The sequence below is a fragment of the Stenotrophomonas sp. KH_029 genome (assembly GCF_057839765.1).
The window spans coordinates 3,786,766-3,806,538 of record NZ_CM174498.1; the positions used below are offsets into that span (position 1 = coordinate 3,786,766).

General features: G+C 69.7%; 17 protein-coding genes. 10 read left to right on the forward strand and 7 right to left on the reverse strand.

Going from position 1 to position 19,773, the window contains the following annotated elements; genetic code table 11:
• The first annotated feature begins 64 nt into the window (after positions 1–64).
• The 8 genes from dprA (at position 65) to AC3ITM_RS17055 (ending at position 8,665) form a co-directional block, all read left to right on the forward strand.
• Positions 65–1,204 carry a DNA-processing protein DprA gene (gene dprA, locus AC3ITM_RS17020; RefSeq protein ID WP_489266708.1) on the forward strand — a complete coding sequence of 380 codons (1,140 nt, stop codon included), beginning with the start codon at positions 65–67 and terminating at the stop codon, positions 1,202–1,204.
• 42 nt (positions 1,205–1,246) lie between these two features.
• Positions 1,247–1,720 (forward strand): DUF494 family protein, encoded by a 474-nt coding sequence (locus AC3ITM_RS17025; protein WP_228886001.1) that lies wholly within the window; start codon positions 1,247–1,249, stop codon positions 1,718–1,720.
• Positions 1,721–1,758: 38 nt separating this feature from the next.
• Positions 1,759–2,553 (forward strand): GYF domain-containing protein, encoded by a 795-nt coding sequence (locus tag AC3ITM_RS17030; RefSeq protein ID WP_489266710.1) that lies wholly within the window; start codon positions 1,759–1,761, stop codon positions 2,551–2,553.
• A 43-nt stretch (positions 2,554–2,596) separates the two neighbouring features.
• Positions 2,597–3,553, forward strand: a complete 957-nt coding sequence (locus AC3ITM_RS17035) for an RDD family protein (RefSeq protein WP_489266712.1) — start codon at positions 2,597–2,599, stop codon at positions 3,551–3,553.
• A 255-nt stretch (positions 3,554–3,808) separates the two neighbouring features.
• Entirely contained in the window at positions 3,809–6,280 is a 2,472-nt protein-coding gene (locus AC3ITM_RS17040; RefSeq protein WP_489266714.1) for a DNA topoisomerase I, read from the forward strand.
• Between the two features lie 262 nt (positions 6,281–6,542).
• Entirely contained in the window at positions 6,543–7,103 is a 561-nt protein-coding gene (gene tsaC, locus AC3ITM_RS17045) for an L-threonylcarbamoyladenylate synthase type 1 TsaC (RefSeq protein WP_489266715.1), read from the forward strand.
• A 49-nt stretch (positions 7,104–7,152) separates the two neighbouring features.
• Positions 7,153–7,974, forward strand: coding sequence for a DUF4124 domain-containing protein (locus tag AC3ITM_RS17050; protein ID WP_489266717.1), 822 nt, complete (start codon positions 7,153–7,155; stop codon positions 7,972–7,974).
• A gap of 22 nt (positions 7,975–7,996) precedes the next feature.
• On the forward strand, positions 7,997–8,665 hold the full coding sequence (locus AC3ITM_RS17055; RefSeq protein ID WP_489266718.1) for a hypothetical protein: 669 nt from the start codon (positions 7,997–7,999) through the stop codon (positions 8,663–8,665).
• A gap of 154 nt (positions 8,666–8,819) precedes the next feature.
• Here the strand turns inward: AC3ITM_RS17055 and AC3ITM_RS17060 are convergent, their stop codons facing one another.
• Positions 8,820–9,596, reverse strand: a complete 777-nt coding sequence (locus AC3ITM_RS17060; RefSeq protein WP_489266719.1) for an SDR family oxidoreductase — start codon at positions 9,594–9,596, stop codon at positions 8,820–8,822.
• Positions 9,597–9,772: 176 nt separating this feature from the next.
• Between AC3ITM_RS17060 and AC3ITM_RS17065 the strand changes: the two genes are divergently transcribed.
• Positions 9,773–9,994 (forward strand): hypothetical protein, encoded by a 222-nt coding sequence (locus AC3ITM_RS17065; RefSeq protein ID WP_489266720.1) that lies wholly within the window; start codon positions 9,773–9,775, stop codon positions 9,992–9,994.
• Between the two features lie 179 nt (positions 9,995–10,173).
• Here AC3ITM_RS17065 and sppA read toward each other — a convergent pair whose 3' ends face one another.
• The 4 genes from sppA to AC3ITM_RS17085 form a co-directional block, all read right to left on the reverse strand.
• Positions 10,174–12,078, reverse strand: a complete 1,905-nt coding sequence (gene sppA, locus AC3ITM_RS17070) for a signal peptide peptidase SppA (RefSeq protein WP_489266721.1) — start codon at positions 12,076–12,078, stop codon at positions 10,174–10,176.
• A 74-nt stretch (positions 12,079–12,152) separates the two neighbouring features.
• A complete protein-coding gene (locus AC3ITM_RS17075) occupies positions 12,153–13,550 on the reverse strand; it encodes an MATE family efflux transporter (protein ID WP_489266722.1) in 1,398 nt (465 codons plus the stop codon).
• Between the two features lie 211 nt (positions 13,551–13,761).
• Positions 13,762–14,334 (reverse strand): DUF3106 domain-containing protein, encoded by a 573-nt coding sequence (locus AC3ITM_RS17080; protein WP_489266724.1) that lies wholly within the window; start codon positions 14,332–14,334, stop codon positions 13,762–13,764.
• Positions 14,327–15,322 (reverse strand): hypothetical protein, encoded by a 996-nt coding sequence (locus tag AC3ITM_RS17085; protein ID WP_489266725.1) that lies wholly within the window; start codon positions 15,320–15,322, stop codon positions 14,327–14,329. The genes AC3ITM_RS17080 and AC3ITM_RS17085 overlap by 8 nt, the downstream gene beginning before the upstream one ends.
• Before the next feature lie 495 nt (positions 15,323–15,817).
• Between AC3ITM_RS17085 and AC3ITM_RS17090 the strand changes: the two genes are divergently transcribed.
• Entirely contained in the window at positions 15,818–17,992 is a 2,175-nt protein-coding gene (locus AC3ITM_RS17090; protein WP_489270130.1) for a primosomal protein N', read from the forward strand.
• An 84-nt stretch (positions 17,993–18,076) separates the two neighbouring features.
• Here AC3ITM_RS17090 and AC3ITM_RS17095 read toward each other — a convergent pair whose 3' ends face one another.
• Both AC3ITM_RS17095 and AC3ITM_RS17100 read right to left on the reverse strand, forming a co-directional pair.
• Positions 18,077–18,697, reverse strand: a complete 621-nt coding sequence (locus AC3ITM_RS17095) for a glutathione S-transferase family protein (protein ID WP_489266726.1) — start codon at positions 18,695–18,697, stop codon at positions 18,077–18,079.
• A 265-nt stretch (positions 18,698–18,962) separates the two neighbouring features.
• Positions 18,963–19,724, reverse strand: coding sequence for an NYN domain-containing protein (locus AC3ITM_RS17100; RefSeq protein WP_489266728.1), 762 nt, complete (start codon positions 19,722–19,724; stop codon positions 18,963–18,965).
• Positions 19,725–19,773: the final 49 nt, after the last annotated feature.

A 19,773-nucleotide genomic window follows, 5' to 3' on the forward strand; every position in this document is an offset into this window, starting at 1 on the left:
CCCTACGCAACACTCCGACGGCGCCCCAGGGCGCCGTCGGCATTTCAGGCCTAGCCTGAGCCCCATGCCCCCTTCCGCCGCCCACGATCCGGAAGCCCTGCTGCGCCTGATCCTGGCCGGCGGCCCGCTGCTGCCGCGGCAACGCCTGCTGGACGCGCACGGCCAGGCCGACCAGGCCCTGCGCGCCGGCCCCGCTGCCTGGCGCGCGGCCGGCTGCAACCCGGAACAATGCGCCGGCCTGGCCCGGCCCGAGCCGGCCGCGCTGCGCCGCGGGCTGGACTGGCAGGCCCGGCCTGGCCAGCACCTGCTGGCGCGTACCGATGCCGACTACCCGGCCCTGCTGCAATCGCTGGACCCGGCGCCGCTGGGCCTGTTCGTGCAGGGCGACCCCAGCCTGCTCTGGCACCCGGCGGTGGCCGTGGTCGGCAGCCGCACCCCCTCGCCCAGCGGCGCCGAACTGGCCGCCGACTTCGCCGCCGCGTTCGCGCGTTGCGGGCTGTCGGTGGTCAGCGGGCTGGCGGCCGGCATCGACGGCCGCGCCCACCGCGCCGCGCTGGACACCCCCGGCGGATTGACCGTGGCGGTGGTGGCCACCGGCCTGGACCTCACCTATCCCCCCCGCCATGCCGGGCTGCAGGCGCGCATCGCCGCGCGCGGGGCGCTGGTCAGCGAGTACCCGCCCGGCACCGCCCCACGGCCCGGGCAGTTCCCGGCGCGCAACCGGATCGTGGCCGGGCTTGGCCTGGGCACGGTGGTGATCGAAGCGGCGCTGCGCTCCGGGGCCCTGATCACCGCCCGGCTGGCGGCCGAGGCCGGACGCGAGGTGTTCGCCCTGCCCGGCTCGGTGCGCAACCCGCGCGCCCACGGCTGCCACCGGCTGATCCGCGACGGGGCCCTGCTGGTGGAGCACCCCGAGGAGGTCATCGCCGGGCTGGCAGGGGTGGCCCGGGTGCTCGGCCAGGCCTTGCGAACCCGGCTGGGCGCCCCCACTGAACAGGCACGAGCGGCGCCGGGACGCGCCCCGCCCAGTTCCGACCCGGACTACCAGTGCTTGTGGCAGGCACTGGACGACAACCCAACCGGTATGGATTCATTGATCCAGCGCAGCGGATTGACGACGGCCCGGCTGTCGGCCATGCTGCTGGTCATGGAACTGGATGGAAAGGTGGTTGCCGCGCATGGCCGCTACTGTCGAAAACCCTAGTTTCTTCACCTCCACAGCGTCGCTGACGCAGGCCGAGGGGCAATGAAAGAGAGCATTCTGGATGTCCTGCTGTACCTGTTTGAACACTATTTCAGCGAGGACGCGGACCTTGTCCGTGATCGCGACACCCTCCAGAACAGCCTGATCCAGGCCGGATTCAGCCCCACCGAGATCAACAAGGCATTCGACTGGCTCGACGCCCTGGCAGAGCAGCGCCCGGCGGTGACCCTGGCCCGGGTCGATGGCCCGGTGCGGATTTTCCATGGCCCGGAGCTGGACAAGCTTGATGTGGAAGGCCGTGGGTTCCTGATGTTCCTGGAACAGCACGGCATCCTGGACGCCAACCAGCGCGAGCTGGTGCTGGACCGCGCCATGGCCCTGGACCAGGACGAACTGGACCTGGACGACCTCAAGTGGGTGGTGCTGATGGTGCTGTTCAACCAGCCCGGCGCCGAGGCGGCCTATGCCTGGATGGAAACCCAGATGTTCGTGGACGAACCCGAACCGCTCCACTGACCGTACACTGGGCGCCTTGCGCATTCAGGAGCGGACCGGTGAGCCAGTGGTTTTATGCAGAAGGAAACCGCCAGCAGCGTGGGCCGCTGGCGTCTGAAGAGCTGGTCGCGCTGTACCAGTCCAGCCGCATCGCGGCCGATACCCTGGTCTGGCGTGACGGCATGGCGCAGTGGCAACCGCTGCGCGAGGTGGCCGACCAGATCGGCCTGGTGATCGCCCCGCCGGCAGCGGCCACTGCCGCCCCGGAAGCCGACGCCGACAGCCCCGTCGAGGCCGAAGTCGCCGCCGCCGCGCCCGACCCCGTCCCGGCACCGGTACTGCCGCCGCAGATCCCCGTCCACACCCCGCCCAGCCCGGCTGCTGCGGTGCACGCGGCCGTGCCGCCGCGCCAGGGGCTGTCCGGCTGTGCGATCGCCGCCATCATCGGCGCCGCCGCCGGCGTGGTGCTGCTGGCCATCCTCGGCGTACTGGCGGCCATCGCCATGCCGGCCTACAACCAGTACACGCTGCGCGCCAAGACCAGTACCGCGGTAGCGTCGCTGGCGGTGCTCAAGACCCAGGTCGCCGCCTTCGCCGATGCGCACGGGCAGTGCCCGGTCAACGACGACGAAGGCTTCGGCAGCGCCGAAAGCTATGCCGGCAACGGCCTGGCCGCGGTCCGCATCGGCCGCTTCGACAACCACCACTGCGGCATCGAGGCCGAACTGTCCGCGCCGGGCGAAGCCAAGCTGGACGGCAAGCTGCTGTGGCTGGATTACGACAGCGAGCAGCAGCAGTGGGAATGCACCGCCGAGCCGGATGACACCTACCTGCCGCTGGAATGCCGCGGCTGATCATTTACGCACGTCCATGGAAGACCCAAAGGGGATCAAAGCAATGACTGAGTGGTATTACGCCGATGGCCAAGAACGCCAGGGACCGTTGACGGCCGAGGAGCTGCGCCTGCGTTTCCAGCGCACCCAGATCACCCTGGCCACGCTGGTATGGCGCGAGGGCTACGCGCAGTGGAAGCCGCTGTCCGAAGCGGTGGAAGAGCTGCAGCTGCAGACCCTGGCCGCCGCCGCGGACAACGTCGGCACCGGCATCGACCTGCGCGGCGACTACACCGCCATCGACAATGGCACCGCGCCGTTGCCCGGTACCGGCGGCGGCCTGCATTCGCCGTATACCGCCCCGGCCGCGTCCGCCAGCTACGGCGCAACGGCCGTGGTCGACGGCCATGAAGTGGTCTATGCCGGGTTCTGGAAGCGTTTTGCCGCAGCCAGCATCGATGGCCTGATCATGAGCAGCGTGCTGCTGGTGGTCTTCCTGGTCGGGGTGCTGATGTTCGGCGGCTTCGCCAGCTTCGCCGGCGGCCTGGGCTCGCCCGATGCGTCGGCCGGCATGATGGTCTTCCTGGTGGTGGGCATCTACATTTTCCCGATCATCGTCCAGGCGCTGTATTTCACCTGGACCCAAGCCTCGCTCAGCCAGGCCTCGCTGGGCAAGCGCGCGGTCGGCATCAAGGTGGTACGCACCGATGGCCAGCGCATGAGCACCGCGCGCAGCTTCGGCCGCTGGGCCGGCATGTTCCTGTCCTACCTGGTCAGCTGCGGTGTCGCCTACCTGGTCTCGGGCATCATGGCCGGCGTGACCATGCGCAAGCAGGCCCTGCACGACCTGGTCTCGGACACGCTGGTAGTGGACAAGTGGGCCTTCACCGAATACCCCGAGCGCCAGCGCCGCGAGCTGGGCACGGTGACGCTGGTGGTCATCGGCCTGGCGATCCTGGCGATCGTGGGCTACGTCTGCCTGATGGTGTTCAGCGTGATCATGGCCGCCTCGCAGGCCTGAGCCGGATCGGGCGGGAACGGCGCCACGCGGCCGGCACAGGGTGTGCGCCACATCACGGTCGTGGCGCGGTCCTCACACCCGGCCGCTTGACACAAGCGGCCCGCTCGTGATCTCTCTGTGATGCAAGAAAGCTGAACGCCCGGCGCATACCCGGGCGTTCGGCTTATGGATATCGCCCGCTGCCCTTCACTAATGCGGCCATTTGCTCCACCCTAGCGCCCTCCCCCGGGCTGCTGCCCACAGAATATCGATGCCATGCCCAAGCACCTGCTCATCGTCGAATCGCCCGCCAAGGCCAAGACGATCAACAAATACCTCGGCAAGGACTTCACCGTCCTGGCCTCGTATGGGCATGTGCGTGACCTGGTGCCCAAGGAAGGCGCGGTCGATCCGGACAACAACTTCGCGATGCGCTACGACCTCATCGAGAAGAACGAAAAGCACGTCGATGCCATCGTCAAGGCGGCCAAAAGCGCCGACGACATCTTCCTGGCGACCGATCCGGATCGCGAGGGTGAGGCGATCAGCTGGCACATCGCCGAGATCCTGAGGGAACGCGGGCTGGTCAAGGACAAGCCGATGCAGCGGGTGGTGTTCACCGAAATCACCCCGCGCGCGATCAAGGAAGCGATGGGCCACCCGCGCGAGATCGCCGGCGACCTGGTCGATGCCCAGCAGGCGCGCCGCGCGCTGGATTACCTGGTCGGCTTCAACCTGTCCCCGGTACTGTGGCGCAAGGTGCAGCGCGGTCTGTCCGCCGGCCGCGTGCAGAGCCCGGCACTGCGCATGATCGTCGAGCGCGAGGAGGAGATCGAAGCCTTCATCGCCCGCGAGTACTGGAGCATCGATGCCGCCTGCGCGCATCCTTCGCAGCCGTTCAACGCGCGCCTGATCAAGCTGGACGGCAACAAGTTCGAGCAGTTCACCGTCACCGACGGCGACACCGCCGAAGCGGCGCGGATGCGCATCCAGCAGGCCGCGCAGGGCGCGCTGCACGTCACCGACGTGGCCAGCAAGGAGCGCAAGCGCCGCCCGGCACCGCCGTTCACCACCTCCACGCTGCAGCAGGAGGCCTCGCGCAAGCTTGGCTTCACCACCCGCAAGGCCATGCAGGTGGCGCAGAAGCTGTACGAAGGCATGGCCATCGGCGAGGAAGAAGGCACCGTCGGCCTGATCTCGTACATGCGTACCGACTCGGTCAACCTGTCCCAGGATGCGCTGGCCGAGATCCGCGACGTGATCGCGCGCGACTACGGCATCGGCTCGCTGCCCGACCAGCCCAACACCTACCAGACCAAGTCCAAGAACGCCCAGGAAGCGCATGAAGCGGTGCGCCCGACCTCGGCGTTGCGCACCCCGGCCCAGGTCGCGCGCTTCCTCACCGATGACGAGCGCAAGCTGTACGAGCTGATCTGGAAGCGTGCGGTGGCCTGCCAGATGATCCCGGCCACGCTCAACACGGTCAGCGTGGACCTGTCGGCCGGCAGCGAACACGTGTTCCGCGCCAGCGGCACCACCGTGGTGGTGCCCGGCTTCCTGGCCGTCTACGAAGAGGGCAAGGACACCAAGAGCGCCGAGGACGACGACGAAGGCCGCAAGCTGCCGGCGATGAAGCCCGGCGACCGCGTGCCGCTCGACCGCATCGTCACCGACCAGCACTTCACCCAGCCGCCGCCGCGCTTCACCGAAGCGGCGCTGGTCAAGGCGCTGGAAGAATATGGCATCGGCCGTCCGTCGACCTACGCCTCGATCATCCAGACCCTGCTGTTCCGCAAGTACGTGGAAATGGAAGGCCGCAGCTTCCGTCCGTCCGACGTGGGCCGGGCGGTGTCCAAGTTCCTGTCCAGCCATTTCACCCAGTACGTGGACTACGACTTCACCGCCAAGCTCGAAGACGAGCTCGATGCGGTATCGCGTGGCGAAGAAGACTGGATCCCGTTGATGGCCCGCTTCTGGGAACCGTTCCACAAGCTGGTCGAAGAGAAGAACGAGTCGGTCGACCGCGCCGAAGCCAGTGGCGCGCGCGAACTCGGCACCGACCCCAAGACCGGCAAGCCGGTCAGCGTGCGGCTGGGCCGGTTCGGGCCGTACGCGGCGATCGGCAGCACCGCCGAGGACGCCGAGGACAAGCCCAAGTTCGCCTCGCTGCGCCCCGGCCAGTCGATGCACACCATCTCCCTGGAAGACGCGCTGGAACTGTTCCTGATGCCGCGCGCGCTGGGCCAGGACAAGGATGAGGACGTCAGCGTCGGGATCGGCCGGTTCGGGCCGTTCGCCAAACGCGGCAGCACCTATGCCTCGCTGAAGAAGGAGGACGATCCCTACACCATCGACCTGGCGCGGGCGGTGTTCCTGATCGAAGAGAAGGAAGAGATCGCGCGCAACCGGATCATCAAGGAATTCGACGGCAGCGAGATCCAGGTACTGAACGGCCGTTTCGGCCCGTACCTGAGCGACGGCAAGATGAACGGCAAGATCCCCAAGGACCGTGAGCCGGCCTCGCTGACCCTGGCCGAAGTGCAGCAGCTGATGGAAGAAACCGGCAAGCCCGTGCGCAAGGGCTTCGGCAAGAAGGCCGCCAAGAAGGTGGTGGCCAAGAAGGCCGCGGTGAAGAAGGAAGCCGCGCCGAAGAAGGCCGCCGCCATGAAGGCCCCGGCCAAAAAGGCCGCAACCAAGAAGGTGGCCAAGAAAAGCGTTGCCAAGAAGGCGGTAAAAAAGAAGGCCTGACGGAAACCGAGCATCCACGCATGGCGTGGATCTACGGCGCCTGACGAAGCCGCGGCAGGATCACCAGCCGTGCCTGGCTGCACGTAGCAATGAGGGTAGATCCACGCCGCGCGTGGAGACCGCGCGCCGCGCGGCACAACCTCCTGCAGCCGGGCCTCACGGCCACATATCGCAACCGACGTTGAACGCTCGTCGAAGCCGCGCCTCTGCGCTTTGCACCGCGCAGGCGGATAATGCAGGCCCCACCCGGCCTGCTACCGCCATGAACCTATTGACCCTGGACACCGCCCTGCCCGTGCTGCGTGCCGGCGGCGTGATCGCCTACCCAACCGAAGCGGTCTGGGGGCTGGGCTGCGATCCGGGCGCCGAAGCGGCGGTGATGAAACTGCTGCAGCTCAAGCAGCGCCCGGTCGAGAAGGGCATGATCCTGGTCGCCGCCGAGCTGTCGCAACTGGAGGGCTGGGTGCGCCTGCAGGCGCTGCCGCCGGCACGCCAGGCCGACGTGCTGGCCAGCTGGCCCGGCGCGCATACCTGGATCCTGCCGGCCGGCCCGCAGGCACCGCGCTGGATCAGCGGCGCGCACAGCGGCATTGCGGTGCGGATCAGCGCCCACCCGCTGGTGGCGGCGTTGTGCCGGGCCTGGGGCGGCCCGCTGGTGTCCACCAGCGCCAACCTGGCCGGCAAGCCACCGGCACTGACCCGCGCCGGGCTGGACCCGGCCCTGCTGCCGCTGCTCGATGGCGTACTGGACGGGCAGACCGGCGGCCTGGCCCAGCCCACCCCGATCCGCGACGCGCTCACCGGGCAGATCCTGCGCAGTTGAGCCCGGCCCGGGTTTTGCGTGGGTGTCGATAAAGCTGCACACTGCGGCCATGCCCCGTCATCCTGCCCTGTGCCTGTCCCTGCTGCTGATCGCAGCCAGCCCGCCGCTGCTGGCTGCCCAGGACGCCGGCAATGTACGCATCTACCGCTGCGTAAGCAGCACCGGCACGGTATCGCTGCAGGATGCGCCATGCAGCAATGGGCGCCAGGAAGTGCGCGACATGCAGCGCCCGCGCGATCCGCCGCCGCGGGCGGTGCGCAGCGACGCCGACCCGGCCAGCCCGCCGGCACCGGCCGCGCCGCAACGCGAAGTACGCCACGTCTATGTGCAGCCGCCACAGCCGATGTACGAGTGCACCCGCGACGACGGCAGCCGTTACACCAGCGACAACGGCGAGGGCAACCCGCGCTGGGTGGCGATCTGGACCAACGTGTACCGGCCCTATGGCCCCGGCCACGGCCACCACCACCGTCCGCCGCCGCCCGAAGGCGGCGGCACGCCACCGCCGCGCCCGCTGCCGCCGATCATGCCGATGGGCAGCGGCTCGGTCACCTCCAGCGGCGGCGCGCTGTCGGTTTCCGGCGGCGGCGCGCAGGTAGGCGGCAGTGTCAGCATCGGCAGCGGCAGTACCCGCTGGCAGGGTGGCGGCCAGGCCTACCCGGGCAGCTACAGCGGCGTGGCGGTGCCGGCCGGCAACGTGCTGGTCCGCGACCAGTGCACGCTGCTGCCGCCCACTGACGTCTGCTCGCGCCTGCGCGACCGCCGCTGGGAATTGATCCGGCGCTACAACAGCGCGCTGCAGAGCGAACGCACCACGCTGGACCGCGAACAACGCGGCATCGACGCGCGGCTGCAACGCGACTGCAACTAGCGCGGCGTTCTACACTGCGCCGATGAAACCGTGGTGGCTCCTGCTGATCTGTGTCTGCCTGCCGGCCTCGGCCGAGGAGGTGGTGTTCTTTCGCTGCACCGCCGCCAACGACGCGCTGACCATCCAGAACACGCCCTGTCCGCCCGGCAGCAGCCAGCGCATCCAGCGGCTGCCCGCGCCCCCGGTGCAGGCACCGGCCACCAGCACCGCGACCACGCTGGAACCCACCGCGCTGCCGGCGCTGCAGGCCGGCGCGGACGCCAACCCAGCCGATGCGGGCAACGCCATCCTCGACAGCGACGTGCTGCGCCGCCAGGCCCGGCAGCAGGCCGCGCCAGCGGCCCCGGCCGATGCCCCGGCCAAGCTGCCGCTGCCGGAGATCTACCAGTGCCAGGGCGCCGACGGCAGCCGCTACCTGCACGAACGCGAGCCGGCGCCGCCGCATTGCGTGCTGATGCAGGTCACCGGCCTGGGCGGCAACACCCCCGCCAACGCCGCCGGCTGCGAGGTGATCCGCGATCAGTGCCAGGCGGTGCCCGAGCCGCAACGCTGCAGCAGCTGGCAGCAACGCTTCCGCGATGCCCGCGGCAGCGAACGTTTCGCCGCACCGGAGAACCGCCCGGCCGCCACCACCGAGCGCGAACGGCTGCAGGCACTACTGGCCGCCAGCGACTGCGCGGTTCCCGATTGAGGCGGAACCGGCGGCGGGTGACGCGCCTGCGGTAGCGCCGTGTTACCGGCAACGCGAACCGACCAACGGTCGGTTCCTACCGTCATCGTTCCCGCGCCGACCAAGGGCGGTTCCTGCCCGCGCGCCCACGCCCGGTCGCTGCCGGGCGCTGCGGTCAGAACCCGTAACGCAGGAATCCGCCGTCCACCGCGATGCATTCGCCGGTGACATAGCTCGACGCCGGCAGGCACAGGAAGGCCACCGCGGCAGCCACTTCCTCCGGCTCGCCGATACGGCGCATCGGCGTGCGGTCGATCACCTGCTCGTAGTAGTCCGGGTCCGACAGCGGGCCGGAGGTGCGTCGGGTGCGGATATACCAGGGCGCCACCGCGTTGACCCGGATCCCGTCCTCGGCCCACTCCACCGCCAGGTTGCGGGTCATCTGGTGCATCGCCGCCTTGGTCATGCCGTACACCGCGCCGCTGCGCACATGGGTCAGGCCGGATACGCTGCCGACGTTGACGATCGCCGAGGCGGCATGCCGGGCCAGCATCGGGTGCGCGTAGCGCGACAGCTCGAAGGCCGAGAACAGGTTGGTCTCGAAAATGCCGCGCCACTCGTCTTCGGTGTATTCGGTGGCCGGCTTGCTGATGTTGCCGCCGGCGTTGTTGATCAGCAGGTGCAGGCCATCGCTGTGGTCTTCGACCCAGTCCAGAATCTCGCGACGGTCCTCGTCATCGGACACGTCCGCGGCCAGGCCATGGATCTGGCGGTCGGGATGGGCATCGGTCAGTTCGTCGCGGGCCATCTCCAACGCATCGGCGTCGCGGCCGACGATCAGCAGATCGGCGCCCAGGCCGACCAGTTCCCGTGCGATCGCCAGGCCGATGCCGGCACTGGCGCCGGTGATCAATGCGGTCTGTCCGTCCAACCGCCAACGTTGCGCGCTCACATGCTTCTCCTGCGTGGGGCCCCGGCCCCGCGGTGCCTGCGCGGCACACCATGCACCGCGCGATGGTCAGGATAGCGCAGCGCCCGCGCAGGGTCGGCCACGGCCGCCACGCCCATCACACACCGGCTGGCGCAACGGTGCGAAACTGCGCTCCCCGGCCCATCGAGGAGCGTGCCATGAACATCCGAGCTGTCCTGCCACTGGCCACCTTGCTGGCGTTGGCTGGCTGCAACCGCCCGGTGCCGCCGGCACCGGACAAACCGCCGGAACCGCAGGCCGGGGCGCTGCGCGATGCCATGCAGCAGCCGCTGGACAAGGCCAAGGCCGCGCGCGAGACGCTGGAAAAGGCGCCGGACACCCGCGCGGCCGACGAAGCCGAAGGCGAGGCCTCCCGGTAGAGCCACCCCATGGGTGGCTGCGCGCGGTGCGTGATCGAAGAGCAGCCACCCATGGCGTGGCGCTACCGAGCCAACGCCATCCCGGCGACGGCGGACACGCCCACAAAAAAACCCGGCATTGGCCGGGCTTTTTCATGCCTGCTGGGTGGACCACGACCCACGGTCGTGGCCTGCCGCGATCAGAACCCGCAGAAGCAATAGGCCAGTGCCTTGACCGGTGCACTGCTGCGCGGGTCGCGGGCGGCATCTTCGACGAAGCGCAGCTGGGTATCCAGTTCGGGCATCGAACGGGCCAGCATCAGCCGGGCCATGCCCGATTCGCCCAGCATCCAGGCACCGGCACGGCTGCCGGCAAAGCCGCTCATGAACTGCGCGAACGGCGTGGCCGCCTTCTCGATGTAACGCACGCGGACCTTGTCGACGCCGCCCAGCTTGGCGCGCTTGGCCGCATCGGCGACGGCCGCCTTGAGCCCACCGAATTCGTCCACCAGGCCGCGCTCCTTGGCCTGCGCACCGCTCCACACGCGGCCACGGGCCACTTCATCGACCGCTTCGACCGGCTTGTTGCGCGCATCGGCGACCTTGCCGGTGAAATCGGCGTAGCCCTTGTTGATCACCGACTGGATCACCTGGCCTACGGCCGGGTCCATCGGGCGGGTGATATCGAAGGCGCCGGCAAAGCGGGTGGTGCCCACGCCGTCGGTGTGCACGCCGATCTTGTCCAGCGAACGGGCCACGTTCGGGATCATGCCGAAGATACCGATCGAACCGGTGATGGTCGACGGGTCGGCATAGATGCGGTCGGCGTTCATGCTGATCCAGTAACCACCGGAGGCGGCCAGATCACCCATCGACACCACCACCGGCTTGCCGGCAGCCTTCAGCGCCACCACTTCGCGGCGGATCTGCTCGGAGGCGAACACTTCGCCGCCCGGCGAATCCACCCGCAGCACTACCGCCTTCACGTCCTTGTCGTCGCGCGCTTCGCGCAGCAGCGCCGAGGTCGACACGCCGCCGACACGGCCGGCCGGCAGGTCGCCACCGGCGATTTCGCCGGCGGCCACGATCACCGCCACCTGCGGACGCGAATCCACCGGCGAACGGCGGGTATCGAGCACGGACAGATAGGCATCCAGGTTGACGCTGCGGAAACCGCCATCGGCGTCTTCATCGGCCACGCCACGGTCGGCAAGCAGGTCCTCGACTTCCTCGCGGGTCTTCAGGCCGTCCACCAGCTTCTGCTGCAGGGCGAACTTGGCCAGGTCGCCACCGGCGGCGGCGATGCCCTCGGGCATGGTGTCGATGCCGGCGCCCAGCTGCGCGGCGTCCAGCTTGCGGGCCTTGGCGATGTCGCCCAGGTAGCGCTGCCACACATCGTTCATCCAGAACAGGTCCGCTTCCTTGGCCTGCGCCGAGGCGGCGTCGAGCACGTACGGCTCGGCGGCGGACTTGTACTCGCCCACCTTGAACAGGTGCACGTCCACGCCCAGCTTGTCCTGCAGGCCGGCGCGGAAATACTGGCGGTAACGGCCGAGGCCTTCCAGCACCACACCGCCCATCGGGTCCAGGTAGACCTCGTTGGCCTGCGCGGCCAGCAGGTACTGCGACTGGCTCATGTTCTCGCTGAACGCCACGACCTGCTTGCCGGAGGCGCGCAGGCCCTGCAACGCAGCCACCACTTCGCGCATCGAGGCGAAGCCGCTGGGCTGCAGCTTGTCCAGTTCCAGCACCACCCGCTCGATCTTCTTGTCATCGCGCGCCGCTTCGATCGCACGGATCAGGTCGCGCAGCTGCACTTCCTCGGCGCTGTTGTCGCCCACGGCCTTGGACAGCGCGCGGCTGACCGGATCGGCGCTGTACTGCTCGACCAACCGCCCTTCCGGCGCGATCACCAGCGTGGTGCGCTCCTGCAGCGAGGTGCCCGAGCTGGCGCCCTTGCCCATCGCCACGACGAACAGGATCAGCACCAGCAACAGCAGGCCGAAGAACATCAGGTTGAGGATCAGCCTGCGGGTAAAGTTCATCACATCCCACAGCCCGATGAAGAAGCTGGCGACAGGATTGCGACGCGCGGGTTGGTTCATGGGGGAAACTCCAATTGGCTTCTTGCCGTGGTGCCAGCATAGCCGCTGCCGGGCGGGCCGGCATCGGACACAAGTCAGGGGGTCGTCAGGCAGTGCGGTTCGGCACCGTCGGCGTCGGGGGTGGTTGCGACACGGCGGGCGCTGACGCGCAACCGCCAAGCCATCAGGATCGCCGCGGCGGTCAGGCCCAGGATCAGGCCCAGCCACATGCCCTGCGGGCCCATGCCCAGCCCCAGTCCCAGCCCGGCGCCGAGCGGCATGCCCAGGCCCCAGTAGGAGAACATGGCGATGAACATCGGCACGCGGGTGTCCTTCAGGCCGCGCAGCGCGCCGGCCGACAGCACCTGGATGCCGTCGGGGAACTGGAACGCGGCGGCATACAGCAGCAGCGTGGAGGCCAGCGCGGCCACGCCCAGGTCGGCGGTATACACCCCGACGATGGCGTCATGGCCCAGCAGCAGCACCAGCGCCGACAGGGTCTGGGTGCCGAGGATGATCAGCAGCCCGGCGATCGCCGCGCGGCGCACGCCCAGGCCGTTGCCGCTGCCGACCGCATGGCCCACGCGCACGGTGGTGGCCTCGGCCACGCCCATCGGGATCATGAAGCACAGCTGGGCCACGTTGATCGCGATCTGGTGCGAGGCCGCTTCGGTCGCGCCCAGCCGCCCGATCAGCAGCGCGGTGACGATGAACAACCCGCCCTCCATCAGCACGGTGATGCCGATCGGCAGGCCGGTACGCAGCAGGTCCCAGATCGCCGACCCGCGCGGCAGCTCGAAGTGCGAGAACAGCTGCAGGTGGGCGAAGCGCCTGGTCGTCCACAGGTAGCCGGCAAAGCACATCGCCTGGATCCACATCATCGTCGCCGAGGCGATGCCCAGCCCTTCGGCGCCCATTTCCGGGAAACCGAACTTGCCGTAGCACAGGATGTAGCCCAGCGGCGCCAGGATGACCAGGCCGCCGAAGCCCAGGATCATGGTCGGCAGCGTCCAGTGCATGCCTTCGCTGAGGTAGCGCATGCAGAAGTACAGGGTCAGCGCCGGCCCGCCCCAGCGCACCGCATGCAGGAAAGCGGTGGCGCCCGGCACGATGTCCGCGGCGATGCCGAAGGCCGGCAGCAGCGGCGGCACCACGCTGAGGAAGGCGAACATGATCAGCCCCAGGCCCAGCGCCAGCCACAGCGCCTGGCGGAACAGCGGGCCGATCTCGCGGTCGCGGCCGGCGCCATGCAGCTGCGATACCGAGGCGGTCAGCGAGATCAGGGTGCCGATCGGGATCAGCATCGGCAGCCACAGCAGCGCGGTGCCGATGGTGACCGCCGCCAGCGTCTGGGTGCCGTGGTGGCCGGCAATGACGTTGTCGACGAAGGAAATCAGGCCGGTGGAAACATGGCCCAGGACCAGCGGCAGCGCGAGCAGGCCGGTGGCGCGCACTTCCCGGGAAAGGCGCGGAGTGGGGGTAGCGATGGACATGGGATCACGGACGGCAACTGCGGTCGCGCGCGGAGGGCACAGGCACCGGGTTGCAGGCGGCCATCTTACGCGTGCGGCGTGACAAAACCCATGATCGCCGGTGAATGCCTGCCGCTGCGGCAGGGTGGACGGCGGCGCTGTCGTGATCGACAACCGGCGTCGTCACCGCCGCGCCCGGCGGCGGCCCGCGCACGGAGCCCGATGCCCGCCGTCAGTGCCCCACGTTCTGCTGCAACCATGCATCGCGCGCGCCCGGCGCCAGCGCCAGGAACTGCGCGCGCACGGCATCGCGGTCCTGCGGGGGCGTGCGCTGCGCCACCAGGCTGAGCTGTGCCAACTGGTCTGCGTTGAGCTGGCGCAGGCTGGCCAGGGCCGCATCGCGCTGCCCGGCCGGCAGGTAACCGAACAAGCCCTGCAGCTTGGGGAACCACTGGCCCAGCTGCGGGCCCAGCAACCAGCCGGCGCGGAAGCGCTGGTCCTGGTTAGCGAACTGCTCACGCAGGGCCTGCTGCCGGGCCGGTGGCAAGGCCGCCATGCGCTGCGCGGCGGCGTGCACGGCGGCGCGTTCGGCGGCAGGCAGGGCCTGCCAGAGGGCATAGCGGTGGCGCAGGTCGGCCAACTGGGCCGGGTCCAGCACCGCCGGCGTGGCCGGCATCGCCGGCACCCCGGCCGGTGCCGGCGCAACGCCCTGCGCTACCGGCAGCGGCAGCGCCACCGATTCGGGGGCAGCGTGCGCGGCCAGCGTCATGCCCAGGCCAAGGGCGAGCAGCAGCGGCTTACTCATCAGCGGTGGTCTCCAGGCCGGCGGCGGCCGGTTCGGGGCGGCTGGGCTGCGGTTGCGATTCATCCACCGGCACCGGCCCGCCGGCGGCGAACCAGGCATACAGGTCGGCATCGCGGGCCAGCCCCAGCTCGGGGTCGGCCAGCATCGCCGCATCGCTGGCGGCATGCGCCGGGTCGGCCGGGGCAGTCACCGGCAGGTCTTCGGCCGGCAGGCGCTCCACCTGCACCGGGCCGGCATCGCCAACGGCGCCCTCAGGCACGCTGGCGGCCGGGTCGGCACCGTCGTGCGCATGCTTCCACCACGCCGCCCCGCCCAGCAGCACGCCGGCGGTGGCCAGCACGATCAACATCCCCTTCCAGGGCAGGCCGCGCCCGCGTCGACGGGGCCGGGCCGACGTGGCTGCGGGCCGGGCCGGGGTCCGCCAGGACGCGGCATCGGGCGCCGCCGCAGCCGTAGCGGCAACCGGCTGCTGCAGGCGCTGCAGGCGCGCCAACGGCAGCTCGCGCAGGCGCTGCTGCACCTGTTCGGCCAGCGCGCGCCAGCGGCCGGCATCGGGCTGCCCGTGGGCATCGCGGGGACAGGCTTCGGCCAGTGCCTGCTGGTAGTCGGCCACCGGCAGGTCCAGGATTTGCGCGGCGGCGGCCTCGTCCAGGCCGCCGCCGATACGCAGCAGCAGGGCCAGCCGGGCCGGCGGCGCCAGCGCCGGCAGGTGCGCCAGTTCCGGCGGCCACTGGCCTCCAGCGGCTGGACTGCGGACCGGGTTGCGGTGTGCCAGCAGGATCCAGAAACGGTCCGGCCATTGCGCCATCGGCACGTCGCTGGCGATCCCGGCAAAGGCCCGCATCACCGCGACCAGGGCCTGTTCGGCCACGGTCGGGTCGCCGCATTGCAGCTCGGCCACCACCAGGGCACGGCGCTCAACGCCACGCAGGAACGCCGACAGCGCGCCGGCTGCGGTAGAGGAAACGGGGGCGGTCGCAGCCGTCATAGCAACTCCATCAAGTGCGGAAATGATAGCGATTGCATTGCCTGCCGGGCATGCCGATGTAGGCCGCGCGTGAAGGCCGGCACCTGCCGATGGGGCTGCAACGGGCGCAGGTTGTGCACAGCATCAAGAAAAACCGCTGGGCAACCCCGGTTGTACTGCCCCGCCGCCGTGTTTCAACTTTGTTTCACAGCTATCGCTTTGTTTTTATTGAACATTGTTGTGTGGCGATTTTTTGACCAAGTTGAGCCAAAGGTCGGAACTTCCTGACCCAGCGCCCCCGGATCGAGAGTGGCGCACAGACTTATCCACAGAAGATGTGGATAAGCCTGAATCTCCCATCAGAACCTATATTTAGGTGGGATTTAGGTTGTCCAGCCCGACGCATGGCCGCCATCCAGACGCGCAACCCGGGCCCGGTCGGACCGCTACACTGGTCCGATGCCCCGTTCCGATCCGGCCCCCCTCCTGTCGCTCAGCGGCGGCCCCGCGCCCCTGCTGAATGCGCCGACCCTGCGCGTCGCCCTGCCGGTCCCGCTGCCGCAGTGGTTCGACTACGCCCCGCCGCCGGGCCAGGCCCCGCATCCGGGCATGGTCGGGCGCCGGGTGCGGGTGCCGTTCGGCGCGCGCGAACTGGTCGGGGTGGTCGCCGATATCGGGGTGGTGGCCGATGGCGGCACCCTGCGCGCCGCGCTGGACTGGATCGATACCGAGCCGCTGCTGGCCGGCGAGCTGTGGGGGTCGCTGCAGTGGCTGGCGCGCTATACCCACGCCCCGCTCGGCGAGGTGGTCAGCACCGCGCTGCCGGCGCCGCTGCGGCGCGGCGAGGCCTTGCCCGACACCCACCGCTGGGGCTGGCAGCTGACCGCCGCCGGGCGCGACCCGGGCACCCGCCTGCGCGCCGGCACCCGCCCGCAGCGGCTGGCCACCTGCCTGGCCGAGGGCGTGGTCGAGGAGGACCAGTTGGATGGGGTGATCGACGACTGGCGTACCGCCGCGCGGGCGCTGGCCAAGCGCGGGCTGGTCGAGCGGGTCGCGCTGGAACACCAGGCCGTGCCACCCAGCACCCGGCCGGGTCCGGTCCCCAACCCCGAACAGGCCGCCGCCATCGCGGCGATCACCGCCACCGACGGCTTTGCCGCGCTGCTGCTGGATGGCGTGACCGGCAGCGGCAAGACCGAGGTCTACCTGCAGGCGATCGTGGCCTGCCTGGCGCGCGGCCGCCAGGCACTGGTGCTGGTGCCGGAGATCGGGCTGACCCCGCAGACCCTGTCGCGCTTCCGCAACCGCCTGGGCATTCCCGTGCGTGTGCTGCATTCGGGCTTGAACGACAACGAGCGCGCACGGGTCTGGGCGGCAGCGGCGCGTGGCGAGGCGCAGGTGATCGTCGGCACGCGCTCGGCGGTATTCACCCCGCTGCCCAATGCCGGGCTGATCGTGGTCGATGAAGAACACGATGGCAGCTACAAGCAGCAGGACGGCATCCGCTACCACGCACGCGACTTCGCGCTGGTGCGGGCCAAGGCACTGGGCGTGCCGGTGGTGCTGGGCAGTGCCACCCCGTCGCTGGAATCGCTGCACAACGCCCAGGCCGGGCGCTACGCCCACCTGCGCCTGAAGGTGCGCGCCGGCGAGGCGCGGCCACCGCGGGTGCGGGTGCTGGATGTGCGCAAGCGGCCGCTGCGCGACGGGCTGTCGCCGGAAGTGCTGCAGGGCATCGCCGACCACCTGCAGGCCGGCCACCAGGTGCTGGTATTCAAGAACCGCCGTGGCTATGCGCCGGTGCTGCTGTGCCACGACTGCGGCTGGACCGCACCCTGCCAACGCTGCGATGCGCCGATGACCGTGCACGCCGGCGGCCGCCGCCTGCAATGCCACCACTGCGGCGCGCGCCAGTCGGCCCCGCTGGCCTGCCCCGATTGCGGCAGCCTGGCCCTGCAACCGCAGGGGATCGGCACCGAACGGCTGGAAGAACATCTGCTGCAGGCGTTCGCCGACTATCCGGTGATCCGCATCGACCGCGGCACCACCCACCGCCGCGACGCGCTGGAAACCCAGCTGGCCGCGCTGGGCGACCGCGCCGGCATCCTGGTCGGCACGCAGATCCTGGCCAAGGGCCACGACCTGCCCAAGCTGACCCTGGTGGTGGTGGTGGGGATCGACGAAGGGCTGTTCTCGGCCGATTTCCGCGCCAGCGAAAAACTGGCCCAGCAGTTGATCCAGGTGGCCGGCCGTGCCGGCCGCGCCACCGACCCCGGCGAGGTCTGGCTGCAGACCCACCACCCCGGCCATCCGCTGCTGGAGACCCTGGTCAACGGCGGTTACCACGCCTTCGCCGAGGCCGAACTGCAGCAGCGCGAAGCGGCTGGCTTCCCGCCGTTCGCGCACCTGGCCCTGCTGCGTGCCGAAGCGCAGCAGGTGGAGCATGCCAATGCCATGCTCGCGGCGGTGCGCGCGCTGATCGCCGAGGATGCCGCGGTGGAACGCTATGGCCCGATGCCGGCACCGATGCCGCGCCGCGCCGGCTACCAGCGCACCCAGCTGCTGCTGTCGGCGCCCTCGCGGCGCCCGCTGCATGCCGTGCTCGACCAGATCACCCCGCAGATCCATGCGCTGCCGCAGGCGCGCAAGGTGCGCTGGTCGCTGGATGTGGATCCGACGGATCTGTATTGAGGCCGAGCCTCAATACAGATCCGGGCGCACATTGATGCGAATAGCGCAGGCCCGGTAGGTGCCGACCGTTGGTCGGCACGCGCTTCAGGTCAATTCGGTCATCACGCCGCGCTGGTAGGCCGGGCGCTGCTTGAGGCGTTCGTACCAGGCCGCCAGGTGCGGCAGGTCGGGGCGCTGGATCGGCATTTCGAACCACGCATAGGCGAACGCACCCAGCGGGATGTCGCCCATCGCGAACCGTTCGCCGGACAGCCACGGCTGCCGTGCCAGTGCCGCGTCGGCCATCGCCAGCAGCTCGCCCGACCGCACCAGGGCCGCACCGATGCGTGCCTCGTCGCGGTCGGCCGGGGCGGTGCGCAGCGTGCCCCAGAACAGGTCGCGGAACACACCGGAAAATGTCGACGTGGTCCAGTCCATCCATTTTTCCGACTGCGCCCGCTCGACCACATCCTCCGGGTACAGCGTGCCCAGCGCATAGCGCGCGGCCAGGTAACGCACGATGGTGTTGGACTCCCACAGCGGCAGGCCATGGTCTTCGATGACCGGCACCAGCCCGTTGGGATTCATCGCGCGGTACTCCGGCGACTGGGTGCCGCCGAATGCACCACCGACCTGGATCGACTCATACGGCACCCCGGTTTCCTCGGCGCACCAGAGCACTTTGCGCACGTTGCTGGAATTGTGGCGGCCCCAGATTTTCAGCATGGTTGGTTTCTCGCGGTTGGATAAGGTAGGCGGCGCCGGGCCGCGCGATGGCGCTACGATACGCCGGTCGGCCCACGGTTGGGTTGGCCCTTGGCCGGCCGGTGCACGGCCGACGTTCGATGTCGGCGCGGCAGGCCAACGAAGCCGGCGCCGCACGCCCCGCGCCATGTCGACAGTTGTCATGCGCCACCGCGCGCGGCAGGACTGTCGGCAGTCGTGTGGCGACCGACCCTACCAGGGGCGGATTGCGCCGCTCCCGCCGCACCTACTTGGCCGGCTTGGCCGCGCTCTTTTTCGGCAGCGCGCGCACGTAGGTGGATTTGCCTTCCTTCTTCATCTCGAACAACCCGGTCGCCGCCAGCAGTTCGCTGAGCTTGCCGTAGCCGTAGTTGCGCGAATCGAACGAGGCCTGGTTGCCGATCTGGCTGCCCACCGGCCCCAGGTGCGACCAGCCATCCTCGGCTTCGGCCGAGGTCACCGCGCGGCGCAGCATCTGCACCAGCCGGGTGTCGTTGCGCAATTCCGGCCCGCTCTTGCGCGGCCGGGTTTCCTCGTTGTCCTGCTCCACCTCCGGGTCGGTGGCGTGGCCCTGTCCCAGCGCTTCGAGGTAGGTGAACTTGGAGCAGGCATTGACGAACGGCTCCGGCGTCTTCTTCTCGCCAAACCCATACACCTTGACCCCATCGGTGAGCAGCCGCATCACCAGCGGGGTGAAATCCGCATCGCTGGACACGATCGCAAAGCCGTCCAGGTTGCGTGCGTACAGCATGTCCATCGCATCGATCACCATCGCCATGTCCGAGGCGTTCTTGCCGCGGCTGTAGGCGAACTGCTGGATGGGGCGGATCGCATAGGCATGCAGCACCGATTCCCAGCCCTTCAGCCGCGGACTCTTCCAGTTGCCGTAGGCGCGGCGCACATTGGCCACCCCGTAACGGGCCACTTCGGCCAGCACCACGTCGATCTTGGATGAGGGTGCGTTGTCGGCATCGATCAACAGGGCGATGCGCTTTTCCGGTTCGGTCATCATCACTCTCCAGCACGGGGATGGATCGGCCGCCGGCAAGCGCGACGGC